Raw genomic sequence first — 18639 nt, forward strand, 5'->3', positions numbered from 1 at the left:
CCTATCCGCACCACAACCCCCTCTGGAGTCGTTCCTCGCTCATGTTCTCTCACCCTGTCCAGCCTCTGCTCCATGACTCCGCCATCGTTCTGGCGGCCCCCACCCAGGCGTGGTCGCGGTCCGACGGGCAGACGGAGAAGCCCATCCACGGCCTCTACCACGCGGACACCCGGGTCCTCTCCGGCTGGTCGCTGCTGATCGGCGGCCAGACCGGCGAGGCGATCGGACACGCCCAGCGCGGTGCAGGCGCGGTCACCTTCACGTCGCTGCTCCGCCACCTCGACGACCGCACCGCCGACCCGCGGCTGCGACTCGAGGTCACCCGCACGGTCACCGCGGGGCGCATGACCGAGCGGATCGAGATCATCTCGGGACTCGAGCAGGCCGTCGAGACGACCGTGTCCGTGCGCCTGACGCCCGATTTCGCCGATATGCAGACCGTGAAGGCCGGCCTCGCGGGGGCTGCCGAGCGCGACGCTTTCGGGGGCGCGGACCTGCCCGCGGCACCGGATGTCGCCGTGACGGAGGCGAGCGGGGGCATCCGTCTGTCGACCGCCGCCGTGTCGGCGCTGATCGGCGTCAGCGGCGACGGGGTGCTGGCCGGGTCCACCGCCGAGGCTGACACCGAGGTCACCGGCACCTGGGCGGTCACGGTGCCCGCGAGGGGCAGCGTCGCCGTGGAGTGGTCGGTCGACGTCGCGCACGCGGCGACCGTGGTGCAGGGCGCGCCCGGGCTGCCGGAGTGGGCCGGCGTGTCGGTGCGCTCCGGCGACGCGCGCCTGGGCCGCTGGGTGGCGCGCGCGCTCGACGACCTGACCGGCCTGCGGATGGCCACCCGGGAGAGCCCGGACGAGCCGTTCCTGGCCGCCGGCGCACCCTGGTTCTTCACCCTGTTCGGCCGGGATTCGCTATGGGCGGCACGTTTCCTGCTGCCCCTCGGCACCGAGATCGCCGGTTCCACGCTGCGCCTGCTCGCCCAGCTGCAGGGCACGAAGAGCGACACCGAGACGGCGGAACAGCCCGGCAAGATCATGCACGAGCTGCGCCCCGACGTGTTCTCGATGCCGGGCGAGAGCCTGTCGCTGCCGCCGCTCTACTACGGCACCGTCGACGCCACCCCGCTCTGGATCTGCCTGCTGCGCGACGCCTACCGGTGGGGTTTGGCCTCCGACGAGGTCGAGGCGCTGCTGCCGGCGCTCGAGGCGGCCCTCGGCTGGATGCGCGACTTCGGCGACAGCGACGGCGACGGCTTCCTCGAATACGTCGACATCACCGGCCACGGACTCGCGAACCAGGGCTGGAAGGACTCCGGCGACTCGATCCAGTGGCGCGACGGCAGCCTCGCCGACGGGCCGATCGCCCTGTGCGAGGTGCAGGCCTACGCCTACGAGGCCTACATCGGCGGTGCCGAGCTGCTCGACGCGTTCAACCGGCCCGGCGGCGACGCCTGGCGGGCCCGGGCCGAAGCGCTCCAGACCCGGTTCCGGGATTCGTTCTGGATCGACTCGCCGGCAGGCCGCTACCCGGCCGTCGCCCTCGACGCCTTCAAGCGCCCCGTCGACACCGTGACCAGCAACATCGGCCACCTGCTGGGCACCGGGCTGCTCTCCGCCGAGGAGTCCGCCCTCGTGGCCGCCCGGCTGGTCTCCCCCGAGCTCAGCTCCGGCTACGGCCTGCGCACGATGTCGACGGACTCCACCGGCTACTGGCCGCTGAGCTACCACGGCGGCTCGGTCTGGACCCACGACACCGCCATCGCGATCTCCGGACTGGGGCGCGCCGGATTCGGCGCCGAGGCCGGCATCCTGATCGAGGGGCTGCTCGCCGCAGCCGAATCCTTCGACTACCGCATGCCGGAGCTGCACTCCGGCGACGCGTCCACCGCGGTCGCCCAGGCGGTGCCCTACCCGGCCGCCTGCCGCCCGCAGGCCTGGTCGGCGGCCGCCGCGGTCTCCGTGCTGGGCACCGTGCTCGGCCTGGCGCCGGACCCGGTCACCGGCCACGTCACCGCCACCCCGATCAGCCCCGCCGTCGTCGGCGATGTGACGGTGCACGGCCTCCGGACCCCGCTCGCCCCGGCCCCGGTCGGCTAGGGCTCGCGCCGGGCTGGCGGGTGGTCCGTCGCCTGCCCGGCAGCCCGGCAGCCCGGACCAGGTCATCCGTCACCCGTTGCATAACTCCTGCAAATTCTGGTGCCGGCCGGGAGCCACCCCCGGAATTCCGGGCAACCGTTCCGCTGCTCCGCCGAATTGCAGGAGTTATGCACATGGCCCGGCCTGCACCTCCGAACCCTGCACTTCCGAATGGGGACCAGAAGGGGCGGACTACAGCCAGCGCATCGTGAAGGCGCGGGCGAGCACGGCGCTGGCCGGCGGCACCGCGAGCATGCGCACGAGACCGTTGCGTGCGCGCAGGCGCAGCCCCTGCACGGGGCCTCCCATCGCCATGTTGAAGCCGGCCTGCCGGGCGGCCATCCGGGCGCTGCGCCGGCGGCGGCGGTCGTAGTCCCCGAGGACCGAGGCCGCGGCATCCGGTTCGCGCAACGCCCGGTCCAGCGCCGGGGCCAGCTGCAGCGCGTCGAGCCAGCCGAGATTCATGCCCTGCCCGCCGATCGGGCTGATCTGGTGCGCCGCGTCCCCGATGAGCACGACCCGCCCGGCCACCAGCCTCGCGGCCAGACGCTGCTGCACCGAGAACGCGCTGGCCACAGCGTCCGTCGGGGGCAGGCGCACACCGGTGCGGTCTCGGATGAGCGCGGCCAGGTCCTCGGACGTGGCCTCCGTCAGCAGGGCCTCGGTCATGGCCACCCAGCGGCGTCGCCCTCCGGGCAGCGGGAACGACTCGACCACCCCTCCCCGTTCGAAGAAGAGCACCGCCTCCCCCGGGTGCTCCCCCGTGTCGGGGTAGTCGCTCATCAGATACGTCTCCCCGCCGGTGCGTGCTGCAGAACGGATGCCGAGGAGGTCGCGCACCAGACTGCGCGCACCGTCGGCCGCCACGACGTAACGGGCTTCGAGAGTCTCCACGGCCTCCCCGGCCGTGCGCACGGTGTCGACCGCCACCCGGTCGCCCCGATCGTAGACTCCGGTCACGGTGACGCCCGCGCGGAGCCGACCGGGCGCGAGCTCCGCGAAACGGGCACGCAGCACCGCCTCGGTCTCGGTCTGCGGCAGGGAGATCACGCTCTGCGTGCGGTCGGCGGACGGGGCGAAAGACATCCGGCCCAGGGTTCGCCCGTCCGAGCGCACCACGCCACCACGGATCCGTACCGCTCGATCAAGGACCTGCCCGGCCACACCCAGTTGCTCCAGCGCCCGCAACGACGGCGGGTGGATGCCGATGGCCCGGGAACGCAGGGACGGCTCGGCGCGCTGCTCGAGCACCTCCACGTCGACACCGCGCACGGCCAGCAGACCCGCGAGCAGGATGCCCACCGGCCCCCCGCCGACCACGATCACGTCGGTCGTCCGAACCGGCACCGGCCCCCCACTCTGGCTCGATAGGTCCCGTTCCGGTCGAGAGTGCCCGTTGCGCGGGTCACTCTCGACCGGAACGGACACACTCGCGGCAGCATCCGCCGCAGCAAGAACCGCTCGACCAGGCCCCGACGAGGCCGCCGGCGCCTTCCAGCGCAGAACAAGGCGTGACGGATGCTCGCGCGTCACCTGCCACCCGGGCGGCACCACCGCGCGGAGCTCCGGTGCCGTGAAGCTGCGGCGAATGGAGGTGAGCCCGTCGTCGCGGATGAACGACCGGCGAAACAGCGGCCAGGTGCCGAGCCCGAACCCGAGATACGCGAACCGGCTGCGCTCGATGTCGGCGTGCAACACCCGTGCCGCAGGACGGCGCCCGGAGGCCGGAAGGCTCCCCGGGGCCACCAGGAGCTCCGAATCGGCGAGCAGCCCGCCGAGCTGCTCACCGGTGAGGTGGTGCAGCACGTGGTTGGAGACCACGAAGTCGAAGCGGAGCCCCTCGGCGACCAGGTCCGAGCTGAGCGCCCGACGGAACGTGAGCCCGGGCAGCGGCGGCAGGCTCGTCGCGTAGGCGTGCGCCCGGGCATCCGGGTCGACGGCCGTGATCCGCAGGCGCAGTCCGTCGCGGGCGGCCCAGCGGGCCAGTGCCCGGGCCACGTCGCCGCCACCGCACCCGACGTCGAGCAGGGTGCTCTCCCGGGTCGGCGACAGCGCCGGCCGGATCTCGCGGCGGTACATCCCGCGCCACCCCGACACCACGGCGTTCACGAACCGGAAGTTCGCATAGGTGCTGTCGAGTTTGTCAGGGTCGCAGTCGGGGTCGTCCATGAGCTCGACGGCGTCACTCGCGCGCCGGCGCAGCGACGGGAGAGGCACGCCCGCTACCCGGCGGAAACGGTCATCAGCCCGGATTCGACCGTGAGCCCCGGGCCGAACGCCATCGCGCAGACCCGCTCACCGTCATCCGTGGCCGGGGCGTCGAGGATCGCCTTGAGCACGAACAGGACCGTCGCGCTGCTCATGTTGCCGTAGTTGCGCAGGGTCTCCCGCGAGGGCACCAGCTGAGCCTCGCTGAGCCCGAGTTTCGCCTCGGTCTTGTCCAGGATGCTGCGCCCGCCGGGGTGGATCGCCCAGTGCGCGATCGCGGCGGCGGGTGTGGCGCCGGGTGTGGCGCCGGGCTCTTCGACGAGAAGCGCCACCGGAGCGGCCAGGGTCGCCACCGACCCGGCCGACACTCCCTCGGGAACACCCGCCGACACCGCGGAAGGAACAAGCACCGGCACCGGGGCCGGCGCCAGCACGGCACTGAGCGCGGCATCCCGGGCGAAAAGCGGAGCGAGCGCACTCTCGATGTGCTCGTCGATGATGTGCGGCACGTAGGTGCTGAGCACCATCTCGAACCCCTCATCGCCGATCTTCCACGCCATGTCCCCCTCGCCGATGGGGGTGATCACGGTTTCGAACAGGTCGAGGTTGAGCGCCTTCTCGCCCGCCGCCGGGGAGCGGGAACTCACGATTCCGGCCGCCGCGCCGTCCGAGAACAGCGAGGAGGCCACGATGGTGTCGGGGTCGTCCGAGGTGCGCAGGTGCAGGGAGCACAGTTCGGCGCTGACGACCAGCACCACGGCGTTCGGGTCGGCCTCCACGAACTGCTTCGCCGTGCGGAGCGCCGGCATCGCGGCGTAGCAGCCCATGAATCCCAGGTGGTAGCGCTGGGTGGAGGGTTTCAGTCCCAGCTCGCGCACGAGCATGTAGTCCGGTCCGGGCGCGAAGAAACCGGTGCAGGACACGGTCACCACATGCGTGACATCCGACGCCTCGATACCGGGGCACGCGGCGAGGGCACGCCGGCCGGCCTCGACGAACAGCTTCGTCGCCTCGACGATGTAGAGCTCGTTGCGCACCCGCGTGCTCGGCCGCAGCAGTTGCTGCGTCGTGCCGTCGAAGAATTGGGGATCCGGCGACGACGCCCCGTCAAGGGTGAGCTCATCGATCACGCTGTGCCGGGTGTCGATCCCGGACAGGTTGAATGACGCCGTCACCAGTCGTTGGGCCAGTCGGCTGAGTCCGGGTTGCGCGGAAAACACATCGCGCACCTGATCCTGGATCAGCACTGTCGGGGGAACCACGGTCTGCAACGCTCTGAGAGTGACGGACATAGACCCCAGTGTGACACGCCCTCCCGAACGGGCGCACCCCCGGATTCGGCCTCAGATCAGGGCAGCCGTGCAAACAGGCGGATGCCTGTGAGCCCGATTCCGAGACCCGCGGCCACGATCGCGGTGACGCCGCCGATGTAGGCGATCAGGGTGCTCGGGGTGTCGCCGAACGCCCGGAACCAGGTCACCAGGAACGCGGCCACCGCGACCACGGCGACGGGAATGAAGAGGCGCAGCTGGAGGCGGTCGACGCCGGCGGGGCGGATGGTGCGCCCCTCGCCGACGATGCCCATGGACCACGGACCTCGGGTCAGGACCAGGCCGGCCACACAGCCCCAGATCGCGACGACCAGCAGCGCGGCGATCACATCGCTCGGCCGGTGCCAGCCGTTGGCCAGTGTGGCCACACCGGCCACGATGGCGAAGCCGGAGCCGCCCAGTGCGGCCAGTCCGCGCGTGCGTGGGCTGGCGACCAGGAAGACGGCGAGAGCGGATGCCGCAGCGACCGTCGTATGCCCTGAAGGGAATGAATTACCGTCGTAGCCTTCGACACCGAGGTCGGGACGGGTCAGGATGGCCATCTTGAGCAGTTGCGTGCTGACGACGGCGCCGAGCGCCGCCCCGAAGGCCACGACCAGGGTCTTGCCGTTGCGCCGCACCACCGTCACGACTCCGGTGAGCAGCAACCCGATGACGACGGACACGAGCGGCACGGCGTCCAGGAGTTCCTGGGCCAGGGGGGTGACGCTGCGACGACCGAACTCCGCGCCGTCGAACGCGAGCTGATCCATGGCCTGACCGGCGAGGGTGCGCACGAAGAAGACGTACAGCCCGGTGAACAGGCCGATGCCGGCGATCGCCCCCGCGAGGTAGCGAACGGGGCTGATCGTCGGAGAGGTGCGCACGGTCAAGCTTCCCACGGCGCGAAGCACCGTTGACTCCGTTCGGGGTCGGCGTAGCGTGAAAAGATGGATGAAAAGAAGAGCAGGCAGGCCGGTGCCGCCCGAGGGCCGCGCCACAGGAAGAACAGGTCCGAGCCTCGGATCGGCGGTTTCACCGGTCTGGAGGGAGACTTCGAGGCCGAACGCCGCCGGGCCGCCGAGGCTGCCGACGAACCGATCGATCCGTACGAAGACGACCGGCTGGACCGGCCGGCTTTCCCCGGTTCCACGTCCGGGCTGACCCACCCCTGACCCGGTCCGCCACGCCCGGTCCGCCACGCCCGGATGCCCGCCGCCCGAACCGCCTTCGCTCAGCGCGAACACAGCGCCTCGTTCCACCGATTGCAGAACTCCACGCTCCGGATTACATTGATCCATAGTTGAGCCACATGGACTCAACTTTGGGGGGCAACCGGACCGACGAAAGGAAGCGCTATGGCAACGAACTATGACCCGTTTCGCGAGCTGGACCGAATGGCCGCCGCTCTGATGGACAACCGGGGGCCGCGCGTGATGCCGATGGACCTCTTCCGCGAGGGTGACCACTACGTTCTGAACGCCGACATGCCGGGTATCGACCCCGGCTCCGTGGACATCGACGTGGACGGCCAACTCCTCACCATCCGCGGGGAGCGCACGATGGCGAACCACGAGAATGTGAAGTGGATCACTCGTGAGCGCATGGCCGGGTCGTTCCTGCGCCAGTTGAACCTCGGCCAGGGCGTCGACGTCGACAACATCAGCGCCACCTACAACAACGGTGTGCTGAGCGTGACCATCCCGGTGCACGAGGCGGCAAAGCCACGCCGGATCGAAGTGAAGACCTCGACCGAGCAGCCACTGCAGGTGAAAGAAGGAGCGAAGAAGATCAAGTCCTGAGACCGTGATCGGCGATGGGCCCGGAGAATTCTCCGGGCCCATCGCGCTGCTCGGGCCGTTCATGATGTTCGCCTGTCATTCACCCCCGGTTCAACCGATACTGCTCAGATAATCGGAGTAGAGTCAGCGAACTCACCGAAGAGTGCTTAGCCCCAACGAATGGAAGCTCCGTGAACATTCGAACGGCCGAATACCCCAGGCCGGATCATTTTCTGCTCCACCTCAGCGACACACACCTGCTGGCGAACGGCGGGCGCCTGTACGACCGGGTCGACAGCACCGCCCACCTCACGCAACTCTTCGCGGAGGTCGAGGCCTCAGCAGGTCGGCCGGACGCCATCATCATCACCGGCGATCTGGCCGACAAAGGCGAACCGGATGCCTACCGAGCGTTGCAGGGCATCGTCGAGCCGGCCGCCGCGCGGCTCGGCGCCCGGGTCTTCTGGGTGATGGGCAATCACGACGACCGGGCATCCTTTCGCAGCACGCTGCTGAACGAACCGGCCAGTGACGAACCGATCGACCGGGTCGACTTCATCGGCGGCCTGCGCCTGATCACCCTGGACACATCCGTTCCCGGCCACCACTACGGCGCCGTGACCGAGGCCCAGCTGCGCTGGCTGGCCGACCAGCTGAGTGTGCCGGCTCCTGACGGCACCATTCTCGCCATGCACCACCCGCCCGTGCCCAGTGTTCTCGACCTGGCCGTGTCGGTCGAATTGCGCGACCAGTCCCGCCTGGCGCAGGTACTGCGCGGCACGGATGTCCGCAGCATCCTGGCCGGGCACCTGCACTACTCGTCGATGGCGACGTTCGCCGGCATTCCGGTGTCGGTGGCATCGGCCACCTGCTACACGCAAGACCTCAACGTGCCGGTCGGCGGCACGCGCGGCCGCGACGGCGCCCGCACATTCAATCTGGTGCATGTGTTCGCGGACACCGTGCTGCACTCGGTCGTACCGCTGGGCGAGTACCCGGCTCTGGACTACATCGAGGCCACCGAGAGCGCGCGACGCCTCGCGGCCGACGGCATCCGGATCATGCCCGCGGGTACTCTGCCAGCGTTCCGTGAATCCCCGATGACCACGCCGATCCGGGTTCTCCGCTAGCCAGCGGGGAGCGCCCGGACTGGGGCGCGCCGGAGGCCTGGTCGGTGGCGGCCTGGCTCTCACGTTCCCACGGGGCGACGATCGGGAAGTAGCGCTCGAGGAAATCGGTCACGGCCGCGCGGCGCACGTCGTCCGAGATCTCGGGGTTGCTGCCGTCGTTGAGGCAGAACATGTCCTGATCGCGACGCTTGCGCAGTGCGTTCATCTGGCGCAGCGCCAGCTTCAGGGTCGTCTCGATGTAGAGCGAGCGTGCCTGGGTCTGCTCGACGGCCCGCCCGGTCATCAACGCGTAGTAGTGGTACAGCGAGTTCGTGACCGAGATGTCGGTCGCGGAACGGAACTGGCTGGCTGCGGTGCGGGCGAAATCGGCGGGGAACTCCGCCTCCAGTTCGGCCATCACGCTCTTGCGCAGCGGCGCCGCCGTGTGCTCGAGGTGCCGGGTGGTGACCTTGCCGAACCGCTCGCGCAGCAGCGCCCGGTTGACCCGGGCCCCGTTCTCGAACCCGCTGCGGGTCGTGTTGTTCTCGCCGAGGCCGATCCGGGTGGACGCCTCGATGAACTTGGTCACACCGCCCGGCGAGAAGAACAGCTCCGGGCCGACCGGGCGACCGAAGAACATGTCGTCATTGGAATACAAGAAGTGCTCAGCCAGCCCGGGGATGCGGTGCAGCTGGCTCTCCACGGCGTGCGAGTTGTGCGTGGGCAGAACGCGCAGGTCGGGAAAGAAATCCTCGCTGCGCATGATCGTGACGCGCGGGTGCTCCGCCAGCCATTCGGGGGCCGGCGAATCCGTCGCGATGAAGATTCGACGCACCCACGGCGCGAACATGTAGACGCTGCGGAGCGCGTACTTGAGTTCGTCGATCTGGCGGAAGCGGGCATCCGAATCGTCGCCGTCGCCGACGACGTAGGCCTTCATCCGCTTGGCCCGTTCACGCTGGAAGTCGCTCGACGAGCCGTCGACCCAGGAGAAGACCATGTCGATGTCGAAACTGACGTCGCTGGCGAGGTCGTCGAACATGTGCTGCAGGGTGCGCCAGGTGCGCCCGAAGAGGTCGATGGTGGTCTCGCGGGCCTCGGACCGCGGCAGCCGGGCCCGCATCAGGGAGTTCTCGACCGGGGCGACGATCTCATCGTCACCGAAGTGCCAGAGTTCGAACTGGAACGCCGTCTCCGCGCCGTAGCGCAGGCGGCCGATCGGTTCGATCCGCGGGCGGTAGACCCGGAAGACGGATGATTTGCGCAGCGTCGACAAGGCGCCGTCGGCCAGCAGCAGCGCCGGGGTCAGGTTGCCGTCGAGGGGTTTGGCGTAGAAGGGCTCATTGGCGAATTCCTCGGCGAGTACCCGGGTGAGGTTCTTGCGGCAGGTGCGGTCGACCGCGATCACCGGGCGGTCGTTGTCGCCGCGCACGAGCAGGAAGTCGATGCCGGCCCGTTCGAGGGCGTCGCGCATCGCGAGAAGGTCCTTGACCATCGACTCGTGGGGAGTGAAGTGACCGTTGATCAGATTGATCTCACCCTTGCGCACGACCACGTCTTCGCGGTCGAAGCGCCGCGTGCGCGGGTCGGGCGAGAGCAGCACCAGCTCGGGTTCGTTGCTCAGGGACAGCGTCGGCAGGATGCCCCCAGGGTCGGTCGCGTCGCTCCGGGCGGTGTCTGGGCGGTCGAACGTGACCATGGTCCTCCTCGAGAAGATTGGGGAGCACTCATTCGCGAGGCAACCGCACGCAATGCCGGGGAGAGTGCGTCCGTTGATGCCGGACGGCAACGACTGTTCACAGACCGGGATCGAAGCAGTCGGTGGAACGCGTTGGCGCGTGCTCAGTCTATGTCGCGCTCACGCCGCCGCGGACTCCCACCCCGCCCCCGCCGGGAGCCCGTTCCGGCCCGGAGTGCCCGTTTCGCCGGTCACTCCGGGCCGGAACGGGCACTCTCGAGCGGCATCCGTTATGCGGCGCCGATCCCGAACAGGCCGATGATCAGTGCCATCACCAGCAGGGTGACCAGCTCGTGGGCGATATTGAGTACGGTGAGTCCGGACGGCCGGCGGTCGAAGGCGTCGTGTGTGACCATCCGGGCAGCGGTGAAACCGGCCCACAGGATCACGGCCGTCAGCAGGGTGTTGACGAGGAAGTCGCCGCCGCAGAACTCCTGCGCGATCGCGGCGGCGCCGGCCAGCACCGTGGCGGTGATGAAACTGACGACAACCGTGATGACCAGCGGCGCCGTCGACCCCGTGCTCACACTCTGCTCGTCATGGCCGACGGCCTTCATCCAGTAGGTTCCGAACACCCGACGCGAGTACCAGATCGCACCGACGACCATGCTGGACGCGGTGGCCAGCAGCACGGCCCAGATATTGATTTCGGGAACCATGGCGGGGGTCCTTTCGAGTGAGGGGGGCGACGTCCGGTGAGCCGCTGAATCTGAGGGTACTGCGGCGGTGGGTCTCCGGGGCGCTTCCCTGTCAGGAGGCCGGCAGCTCAGCAGGGTCGGTGACGGGCAGCCGGCAGACGAAGTCACGGCAGAGGTACGCCGTCGGCCGGCCCCGGTGCGCCACCCGGTCCCGGAACAGGTCGAAACCGGCGTCGGCGAAGGCCAGCGCCTGGCTCTCGGTGACGGATGCGACGAGCCGGGTTCCGCGGCGGCGAACCGTTCCGAGCAGGTCCGCGGGTTCTCCGGCAACCGCCTCCGGCGCGGGAGCGTCGGGCGTGACGACCACGAGCTGTTCCACGGGGCCGTTCAATCGACCCGACAGGCGCAGCGCCGCCCCGAAAGCCAGCGGACGTTCGAGAGCGCGGTCACCGACCACCGCCATCGCGGAGACGGCGGCCACCCGATAACGTTCGTCGGCGGTGAGCTGGTGAAGCAGGGTGGCCGCTTCAGCGACGGCCGTGATCCCGGACGGGTAGGCACCCTCCGACGGGTCGACGTCCAGGGCGAGGCCCTGTCCCGCCAGGATCGGGTCCGGGCCGTCCGGCGCGCGAAACGGCATCCCGCCGGGTAAGTCGACAGCAGGCGTGTCGGCGGCGGGTGGGTCGGCGGCGGGCGGTACCGTTCCGGCATCCGTTCTACCCAGGGTGCCGTCGACGAGCCGACGGGCGGCGGCGGCGAAGCGCACCTCGCCCGTGGCCAGAGCAAGCTCGAGGAGACCCAGTGCCCACATCCCGTAGTCCTCCAGGGTGGCCTGAGCGGTGGAGGCCCGCCCCGCGATGGACGCCCGGACCAGGCTCCCATCGCGTCGCACGTGGTGCGCGAGCAGGTAGTCGGCCGCGTCGGCGGCGGCGGCCGTGAATCCGGGTGCGGCGAATGCGAATCCGGCGCGGGCGAGGGCGGCGATGGCGAGGCCGTTCCAGCCGGTGAGCACCTTCTCATCGAGGGCCGGCGGGGTTTCCTGCAGCCGGGCGTCGGCGTCCAGGCCGTAGTAGGCCCCCTCGACGCGGCGCCCGGCGACCGTGCTCTCGGAGTCCTGCGCGCTGGCGAAACCGCCGCCGGGCAGGCGCAGCACCGTGGTGAGGAACGAGGCGATGCCCTCGGCGACCGTCTGCGCCCACTGCTGCCCGGTGATCTGCCAGGCCTGCGTGTAGAGGTCGAGCAGCTGAGCATTGTCGTAGAGCATGCGCTCGTAGTGCGGGTCGGTCCAGTCCTGGTTCACGGCATAGCGGAAGAACCCGCCCTCGACCGGGTCGCGCAGGGGCGAGGCGCCGATGCGCTTGAGTGTGCGCAGTGCCAGGGCTTGCCCCTCCCCCTCACGGCCGAGCAGAAAGCCGAGCGCCGGCGCCACGGGAAACTTGGGCGCGCCGCCGAATCCGCCGAAGCGGGAGTCTTCCTGGCCCACGAGCTCGGCTGCGACCCGGGCGAGCGCGGCCGGACCGGGCAGCGACCCTCCGGCGACCGGCACGGCGGCGGCCGCGAGGGCCTCGGCAACGAGGGACGCGCTGTCGGTGACCTCGCCGCGGCGGGTGGTCCAGGCATCCGTCACCGCTTCGAGCATCTGCCGGAACGACGGATGTCCCGGCAACGGCAGCGGCGGAAAGTACGTTCCCGCGTAGAAGGCCGCACCGTCGGGGGTGACGAACACGTTCAGCGGCCAGCCGAGCCCGCCCACGAACGCGCTGGCCGCGGCCAGGTAGCTGGCGTCGACCTCGGGGTGTTCCTCCCGGTCGACCTTGATGCTCACGAAATGCGCGTTGAGGTAGTCGGCGAGCTCGGGGTCGCTGAAGCTCTCCCGGGCCATGACATGGCACCAGTGGCAGGTCGAATAGCCGATCGAGACGAGCACCGGAACATCGCGCAGCCGGGCCTCGACGAAAGCCTGGGCACCCCAGCCGTACCAGTCGACGGGGTTGTCGGCATGCGAGCGCAGATACGGGCTGATGGCATCGAAGAGGCGGTTGGGCATGCCTCCATTGTGCCCTCCGGGTCAGCGGCGGGTGGCGGCCAGGTCGGCGGCGTGGGACGCAGCGGCCGGGCGGCGTTGCACGCGCATCCAGATGAAGAAGCCGGCAAGGGTGAACGCCCCGTAGAAGATGTAGAGCACAGCGGATGCGTAGTAGCCGGCGCTGAGCAGCAGCGGCACCCCCACGATGTCGACGGCCACCCAGATCAGCCAGAACTCGGTCCAGCCCTTCGCCATCCCATAGGTCGCCAGCAGCGAGCCGGTGAAGATCCAGGCGTCGGCCCAGACCGGTTCGAAGGAGCCGAGCGCACGGAAGACGGGGGTCAGGATCAGGGTTCCGGCGACCAGGCCGAGTCCGAGCAGGATGCGGGCCCGGTTCCCCGCCCAGTGCGGTGCCACGGCGGCCTGCGCCACACCCCGGCGATGCTGAGACCACTGGATCCAGCCGAAGACGGACACGACGATGAACATGATCTGCCGCCCGGCCTGCCCGAGCAGGTTGACCGGGTTGGGCGTGCCGAAGACGGCCCCGAGGAACACCGTGAACAGCAGCACGTTCCCGATGATGCCGACCGGCCAGGCCCACACCTTGCGGCGCATGCCGCCCACCGCGCTCAGGATGCCGAAGGTGTTGCCGATGATCTCGCGCCAGAGGATCGTCTGGGTTCCGATCTGCAGCTGTGCGTCGAAAAGCCACTCGATCGGGTTCATCCGTCATCTTCCTCGCCGGGCGCTTTCCGCCCACCCCAACCTAACGCCCCGCCCGGGGTGCCATTCCCGGGACAGGGTCAGTTCACGTCGGCAGGGTGCGCGCTCACCCGGCCGGCGCGCTCGAGCGCGGAGATCGTGGCGACCTCGGTGCGGCTCAGCTCGAAATCGAACACGTCGAAGTTCTCAATCATGCGCTCCCGGCGGTTGGACTTGGGGAAGACGATGTTGCCGGTCTGCAGGTGCCAGCGGATGACGACCTGCGCCGGCGTCTTCTCGTGCGCCTCGGCCGCGACGGCCACGACGGGCTCCTCGAAGAGCGGGTACTTGCCCTGGCCGAGCGGCCCCCACGCCTCGATCTGGATGCCGTGGGCACGGGCGAACGCGGTCACCTCGGGCTGCTGGTGCGCCGGGTGCAGCTCGATCTGGTTGACGGCGGGCACGACATCCGTCTCCGTCAGCAGGCGCTGGAGGTGCGGCACCAGAAAGTTGGACACGCCGATCGAGCGGGCCCGGCCCGACTCGCGGATCTGCTCGAGCGCCTTCATGCTCTCGACGTAGCGGTCGTTAGCGGGCGCCGGCCAGTGGATCAGGTAGAGGTCGACGTAGTCGAGCCCGAGCTTCTCCAGGCTCTCGTCGAACGCTTCGAACGCCGACGCGGTGCCCTGCCGGTCGTTCCACAGCTTGGTGGTCACGAACAGGTCGGAGCGTTTGATCCCGGATGCCCCGAGCGCGGCGCCGACGCCGGCCTCGTTCCCATAGATGGCCGCCGTGTCGATGTGCCGGTAGCCCGTTTCGAGGGCGTCCGTGACGATGCGGGTGGTCTCGTCCGGTTCGACCTTGAAGACACCGAATCCGAGCTGCGGGATGGTGTGGCCGTCGTTGAGCGTGAGGGTGGGAACGGAAAATGTCATTCGACCACCCTAGGTCGCGGCACGACAGGCCAGCCCCGGCAGCATCCGTCGTTCACCGCACGGTCATACGGAGGTCATACGATAGAAGGCTCATGATCCCCGTCGACATCACCTTCCCGCCCGAGCTTCCGGTCAGCCAGCGCCGGGAGGACATCGCCCGCGCCATCCGCGACAACCAAGTGGTCATCGTGGCCGGCGCGACGGGCTCCGGCAAGACCACGCAGCTGCCGAAGATCTGCCTCGAGCTCGGCCGGGAGAACATCGGCCACACCCAGCCCCGGCGTCTCGCCGCGCGCACGATCGCGGAGCGCATCGCCGAGGAGCTCGGCCAGGAGGTCGGCCAGACGGTGGGCTACCAGGTTCGGTTCACCGACCAGGTCGGCCCGGACACCCGCATCAAGCTGATGACCGACGGCATCCTGCTCAACGAGATGCACCGCGACCGGTTGCTGCGCAAATACGACACGATCATCATCGACGAGGCGCATGAGCGCAGCCTCAACATCGACTTCCTGCTCGGCTACCTGCGGCAGCTGCTGCCGCAGCGCCCCGACCTCAAGCTGATCATCACCTCAGCGACGATCGACCCGCAGAGTTTCGCCGAGCACTTCGCCACGCCCGACGGCACGCCGGCCCCGATCATCGAGGTTTCCGGGCGCACCTACCCGGTCGAGATCCGCTACCGCCCACTGGTCGCCGAGGCGATGGATGCGGGCGACGACGACGATGACACGACGGATGCCGCGCCCACCGTCGACCGGGATTACATCGAGGGGATCTCCGCCGCGCTCGACGAGCTCGAACGGGAGTCCAGCGGCGACGTTCTCGTCTTCCTCAGCGGCGAGACCGAGATCCGGGATGCCGCCGACGCGCTTGCCGGCAAGTACGCCTCCTCGGTGCGGACGAGCCCCACCGAGATCCTGCCCCTCTACGGGCGGCTGTCCTCCGCCGACCAGCACAAGGTGTTCCAGCCGTCGAAGGTCGCCGGCGTGCGGCGCCGCATCGTGCTGGCCACCAACGTGGCGGAGACCAGCCTGACCGTGCCGGGCATCCGTTACGTCATCGACGCCGGAACCGCGCGGATCAGCCGGTACAGCGTGCGCTCGAAGGTGCAGCGGCTGCCGATCGAGGCAATCTCGCAGGCCTCCGCGAACCAGCGCTCGGGCCGAAGCGGGCGCACCAGCGACGGCATCGCCATCCGCCTCTATTCGGAGGAGGACTTCGCCCGCCGGCCCGAGTACACCGAGCCGGAGGTGCTGCGCACCAACCTGGCCGCGGTCATCCTGCAGATGATCTCGCTCGGCCTCGGCGACATTGCCGCGTTCCCGTTCCTCACCCCGCCCGACTCGCGCGGAATCAAGGACGGCCTCGACCTGCTCGCCGAGCTCGGGGCGGTCGACCTCGGCGCGGCCGGGCACAGCTCCGGCACCAAGACCGGCAAGCCCGGAGTCTCCCGGCTGACCCGCATCGGCCAGCAGCTTGCGAAACTGCCGATCGACCCGCGGTTCGGCCGCATGGTGATCGAGTCGAAGACGCAGGCCGTGAGCCGCGAGGTGATGGTGATCGTCTCCGGGCTCACCATCCAGGACCCCCGCGAACGACCGCTCGAGCGCCGCGCGCAGGCCGACCAGCAGCACGCCCGGTTCACCGACCCGACCAGCGACTTCCTGAGCCTGCTGAACCTCTGGAACTACCTGGAGACGCAGCAGCGGGAGCTCGGCTCCAGCGCCTTCCGGCGCCTGTGCAAGAACGAGTTCCTCAACTACCTGCGGGTGCGGGAATGGCAGGACGTGTACAAGCAGCTGCGGCAGATGGCGAAGCCGCTCGGCCTGCACATCGGTGAGCCCAGTGTGAACCCCGACGGCATCCACCGTTCGCTGCTGGCCGGCCTGCTCTCCCACATCGGGCTCAAGGACACCGCCAAGAAGGACTACATCGGCGCGCGCCAGCAGCGGTTCGTGATCTTCCCGGGCTCGGCGCTGGCGAAGAAGCAGCCGAACGCGGTGATGAGCGCCGAACTGGTCGAGACCAGCCGCCTGTTCGCCCGGATGAACGCCGTCGTCGACCCGGCCTGGGCCGAGCCGCTCGCCGGAGACCTCTGCAAGCGCAGCTACTCCGAACCACATTGGGAGAAGAAGCAGGGCGCGGTCGTCGCCTACGAGCGGGTCACCCTCTACGGGGTGCCGATCGTGCCGCGGCGCCGGATCCAGTTCTCCCGGGTCGACCCCGCGTATGCCCGCGACCTCTTCATCCGGCACGCCCTGGTCGAGGGCGAGTGGGACCTCGACCGCATCGACCAGCGCGTCACCGCCTTCGACCGGGCCAACACGAGCCTGCGCAAGGAACTCGCGGAGCTCGAGGAGCGCACGCGGCGCCGCGACATCCTCTTCGACGACGAGGCCGTGTTCGAGTTCTACCAGAAGCGCATTCCCGCCGACGTCTGCTCCACTCGCACATTCGAGACCTGGTGGCGTCAGGCGCGCACCCAGACGCCGGACCTGCTCACGATGACAGCCGAGGCGCTGGTTCCCGAGGATGCGCCGGAGATCGACGAGGCCGTGTTCCCGCCGATCTGGCGCCAGGGCGACCAGAAGTTCGCCCTCAGCTACCGGTTCGAGCCCGGCGCGGACGATGACGGAGTGGCCGTGCACATCCCGCTGGCCCTGCTCGCGCGGCTCTCCCCCACCGGCTTCGACTGGCAGGTGCCGGGACTCCGCGCCGACCTGGTCACGGCGCTGATCAAGTCGCTGCCCAAGAGCATCCGTCGCAACGTGGTGCCCGCGAATGACTGGGCGAAGCGGCTGCTGAACGAGCTGCCGCCGGCGCCGGGCGAGGTGACGGTCGGGGTGTCGGGTGCGGGCGGGGCGTCGATCGGGGTCTCGACAGGCTCGACCACCACCGGCGGCTCGACCACCGGCGGACTGTTCGACCGGGACGACGTTCCGTTCACCGAGACGCTCGCCGCGCTGATCCAGAAGCTGACCTACGTACCGGTCGCCGCGAACGACTTCGAGCTGGGCCGGGTGCCGGCGCACCTCCGCATGACGTTCCGCGTCGTCGACGAACGCGGTCGGCCGATCGCCTCCGGCAAGGACCTGACCGACCTGCAACGCCGGCTCGGCAACCAGGCCCGCGAGAGCGTCGCCGCGGCATCCGCTGCCACCCCCACCAATGCGATCGAGCGCTCCGGACTCACCACGTGGGACTTCCCCGAGCTGCCCCGTTTCCTCGACACGAAGCAGGGTGACAACACCATCCGGGGCTACCCGACGCTCGTCGACGAGGGCACCTCGGTGGCGATCCGCATGATGAGCACGGAGGCCGAGCAGGCCCGCACCCTGCCCGGCGGGGTGCGCCGCCTGCTGCTGCTGGCCACGCCCTCCCCGGTCGCCTATGTTCAGCAGCACCTCACCGGGGCCGAGAAGCTCAGCCTGGCCACCAGCCCGTACCGCACCACCCAGGCGCTCTTCGACGACTGCCTTGCGGCCAGCGTCGACGACGTGCTGTTCCGGGTGAAGCCGGGCGGCCAGGTGTTCATGCGCGCGGAATTCGACACCATCCGCGACCGGGTCTCCGGCGTGGTGATGGACTCCATGTTCGACACCGTCGGCCTCGTGGCCCGCATCCTCGCCGCCGCGCGCGCCGCCGACAAGGCACTCAAGGCGTCCACCAGCATGGCCCTGCTGCCGGCACTGACGGATGCCCGCGCGCAACTGGCCGGGCTCGTCTACCCCGGTTTCGTGAGCGCCACCGGCCTCGTGCAGCTTCGCCACCTGCCGCGGTACCTGGCCGGCATCACCGCCCGCATCGTGAAACTCGGAGACAACCCGAGCCGCGACCGGGTCTGGATGAACGAGAGCCAGGCGGCCACCGGACGGTTCGAGGTCGCCGGCGGCACGATCCCCCTGCAGGTGAACGCCGCCGCCAACCTGGTGCGCGCCCGCTGGCTGATCGAGGAACTGCGGATCAGCCTCTTCGCCCAGGAGCTCAAGGCCGCGGAGCCCGTCTCCCTGCAGCGCATCCACAAGGCCCTGACCGGCTGACGGTCTGACGGTAT

General features: G+C 69.7%; 13 protein-coding genes. 5 read left to right on the top strand and 8 right to left on the bottom strand.

What is annotated here, in order from left to right:
- Nucleotides 1-41: 41 nt before the first annotated feature.
- The gene (locus AC0J5J_RS06865) at nt 42-2093 is read left to right on the top strand and encodes a glycogen debranching N-terminal domain-containing protein (protein WP_134422627.1); all 2052 of its coding nucleotides are present in this window, start codon (nt 42-44) and stop codon (nt 2091-2093) included.
- 231 nt (nt 2094-2324) lie between these two features.
- Here AC0J5J_RS06865 and AC0J5J_RS06870 read toward each other — a convergent pair whose 3' ends face one another.
- Genes AC0J5J_RS06870 through AC0J5J_RS06880 form a run of 3 tightly spaced genes read right to left on the bottom strand, consistent with a single transcriptional unit; the run spans nt 2325 to nt 6537 of the window.
- A complete protein-coding gene (locus tag AC0J5J_RS06870) occupies nt 2325-4349 on the bottom strand; it encodes an FAD-dependent monooxygenase (RefSeq protein ID WP_474900082.1) in 2025 nt (674 codons plus the stop codon).
- 5 nt (nt 4350-4354) lie between these two features.
- Nucleotides 4355-5632, bottom strand: a complete 1278-nt coding sequence (locus tag AC0J5J_RS06875) for a type III polyketide synthase (RefSeq protein ID WP_241972570.1) — start codon at nt 5630-5632, stop codon at nt 4355-4357.
- 56 nt (nt 5633-5688) lie between these two features.
- Nucleotides 5689-6537, bottom strand: a complete 849-nt coding sequence (locus AC0J5J_RS06880) for a phosphatase PAP2 family protein (protein WP_474900083.1) — start codon at nt 6535-6537, stop codon at nt 5689-5691.
- A gap of 63 nt (nt 6538-6600) precedes the next feature.
- Between AC0J5J_RS06880 and AC0J5J_RS06885 the strand changes: the two genes are divergently transcribed.
- From AC0J5J_RS06885 to AC0J5J_RS06895, 3 genes are all read left to right on the top strand, one after another.
- Nucleotides 6601-6825 carry a hypothetical protein gene (locus tag AC0J5J_RS06885; protein WP_474900084.1) on the top strand — a complete coding sequence of 75 codons (225 nt, stop codon included), beginning with the start codon at nt 6601-6603 and terminating at the stop codon, nt 6823-6825.
- A 183-nt stretch (nt 6826-7008) separates the two neighbouring features.
- On the top strand, nt 7009-7452 hold the full coding sequence (locus tag AC0J5J_RS06890; protein ID WP_134422623.1) for an Hsp20/alpha crystallin family protein: 444 nt from the start codon (nt 7009-7011) through the stop codon (nt 7450-7452).
- Between the two features lie 170 nt (nt 7453-7622).
- Nucleotides 7623-8561: a phosphodiesterase gene (locus tag AC0J5J_RS06895; protein ID WP_474900085.1), complete on the top strand. Its 939-nt coding sequence runs from the start codon at nt 7623-7625 to the stop codon at nt 8559-8561.
- On the opposite strand, the gene AC0J5J_RS06900 is transcribed toward AC0J5J_RS06895, so the two are convergent.
- From AC0J5J_RS06900 to AC0J5J_RS06920, 5 genes are all read right to left on the bottom strand, one after another.
- On the bottom strand, nt 8491-10239 hold the full coding sequence (locus tag AC0J5J_RS06900; RefSeq protein WP_474900086.1) for a stealth family protein: 1749 nt from the start codon (nt 10237-10239) through the stop codon (nt 8491-8493). The genes AC0J5J_RS06895 and AC0J5J_RS06900 overlap by 71 nt on opposite strands.
- Nucleotides 10240-10508: 269 nt before the next feature.
- Nucleotides 10509-10937 (bottom strand): DUF1761 domain-containing protein, encoded by a 429-nt coding sequence (locus AC0J5J_RS06905; protein WP_474900087.1) that lies wholly within the window; start codon nt 10935-10937, stop codon nt 10509-10511.
- 91 nt (nt 10938-11028) lie between these two features.
- On the bottom strand, nt 11029-12963 hold the full coding sequence (locus tag AC0J5J_RS06910) for a thioredoxin domain-containing protein (protein WP_474900088.1): 1935 nt from the start codon (nt 12961-12963) through the stop codon (nt 11029-11031).
- A gap of 21 nt (nt 12964-12984) precedes the next feature.
- On the bottom strand, nt 12985-13671 hold the full coding sequence (pnuC, locus tag AC0J5J_RS06915; RefSeq protein WP_474900089.1) for a nicotinamide riboside transporter PnuC: 687 nt from the start codon (nt 13669-13671) through the stop codon (nt 12985-12987).
- A gap of 77 nt (nt 13672-13748) precedes the next feature.
- Nucleotides 13749-14582, bottom strand: coding sequence for an aldo/keto reductase (locus AC0J5J_RS06920; RefSeq protein WP_134422611.1), 834 nt, complete (start codon nt 14580-14582; stop codon nt 13749-13751).
- Between the two features lie 92 nt (nt 14583-14674).
- Between AC0J5J_RS06920 and hrpA the strand changes: the two genes are divergently transcribed.
- Entirely contained in the window at nt 14675-18625 is a 3951-nt protein-coding gene (gene hrpA / locus AC0J5J_RS06925) for an ATP-dependent RNA helicase HrpA (protein WP_474900090.1), read from the top strand.
- The last annotated feature ends 14 nt before the right edge of the window (nt 18626-18639 follow it).

The organism is Cryobacterium sp. TS_SC_7, assembly GCF_056156285.1.

What these genes read in the sequence shown, in the direction of transcription:
- AC0J5J_RS06865 (WP_134422627.1), top strand. Translation starts at nt 42, where the DNA reads ATGTTCTCTCACCCTGTCCAGCCTCTGCTCCATGACTCCGCCATCGTT.
- AC0J5J_RS06875 (WP_241972570.1), bottom strand. Translation starts at nt 5,632, where the DNA reads ATGTCCGTCACTCTCAGAGCGTTGCAGACCGTGGTTCCCCCGACAGTG.
- AC0J5J_RS06885 (WP_474900084.1), top strand. Translation starts at nt 6,601, where the DNA reads ATGGATGAAAAGAAGAGCAGGCAGGCCGGTGCCGCCCGAGGGCCGCGC.
- AC0J5J_RS06890 (WP_134422623.1), top strand. Translation starts at nt 7,009, where the DNA reads ATGGCAACGAACTATGACCCGTTTCGCGAGCTGGACCGAATGGCCGCC.
- AC0J5J_RS06900 (WP_474900086.1), bottom strand. Translation starts at nt 10,239, where the DNA reads ATGGTCACGTTCGACCGCCCAGACACCGCCCGGAGCGACGCGACCGAC.
- AC0J5J_RS06905 (WP_474900087.1), bottom strand. Translation starts at nt 10,937, where the DNA reads ATGGTTCCCGAAATCAATATCTGGGCCGTGCTGCTGGCCACCGCGTCC.
- AC0J5J_RS06910 (WP_474900088.1), bottom strand. Translation starts at nt 12,963, where the DNA reads ATGCCCAACCGCCTCTTCGATGCCATCAGCCCGTATCTGCGCTCGCAT.
- pnuC (WP_474900089.1), bottom strand. Translation starts at nt 13,671, where the DNA reads ATGAACCCGATCGAGTGGCTTTTCGACGCACAGCTGCAGATCGGAACC.
- AC0J5J_RS06920 (WP_134422611.1), bottom strand. Translation starts at nt 14,582, where the DNA reads ATGACATTTTCCGTTCCCACCCTCACGCTCAACGACGGCCACACCATC.
- hrpA (WP_474900090.1), top strand. Translation starts at nt 14,675, where the DNA reads ATGATCCCCGTCGACATCACCTTCCCGCCCGAGCTTCCGGTCAGCCAG.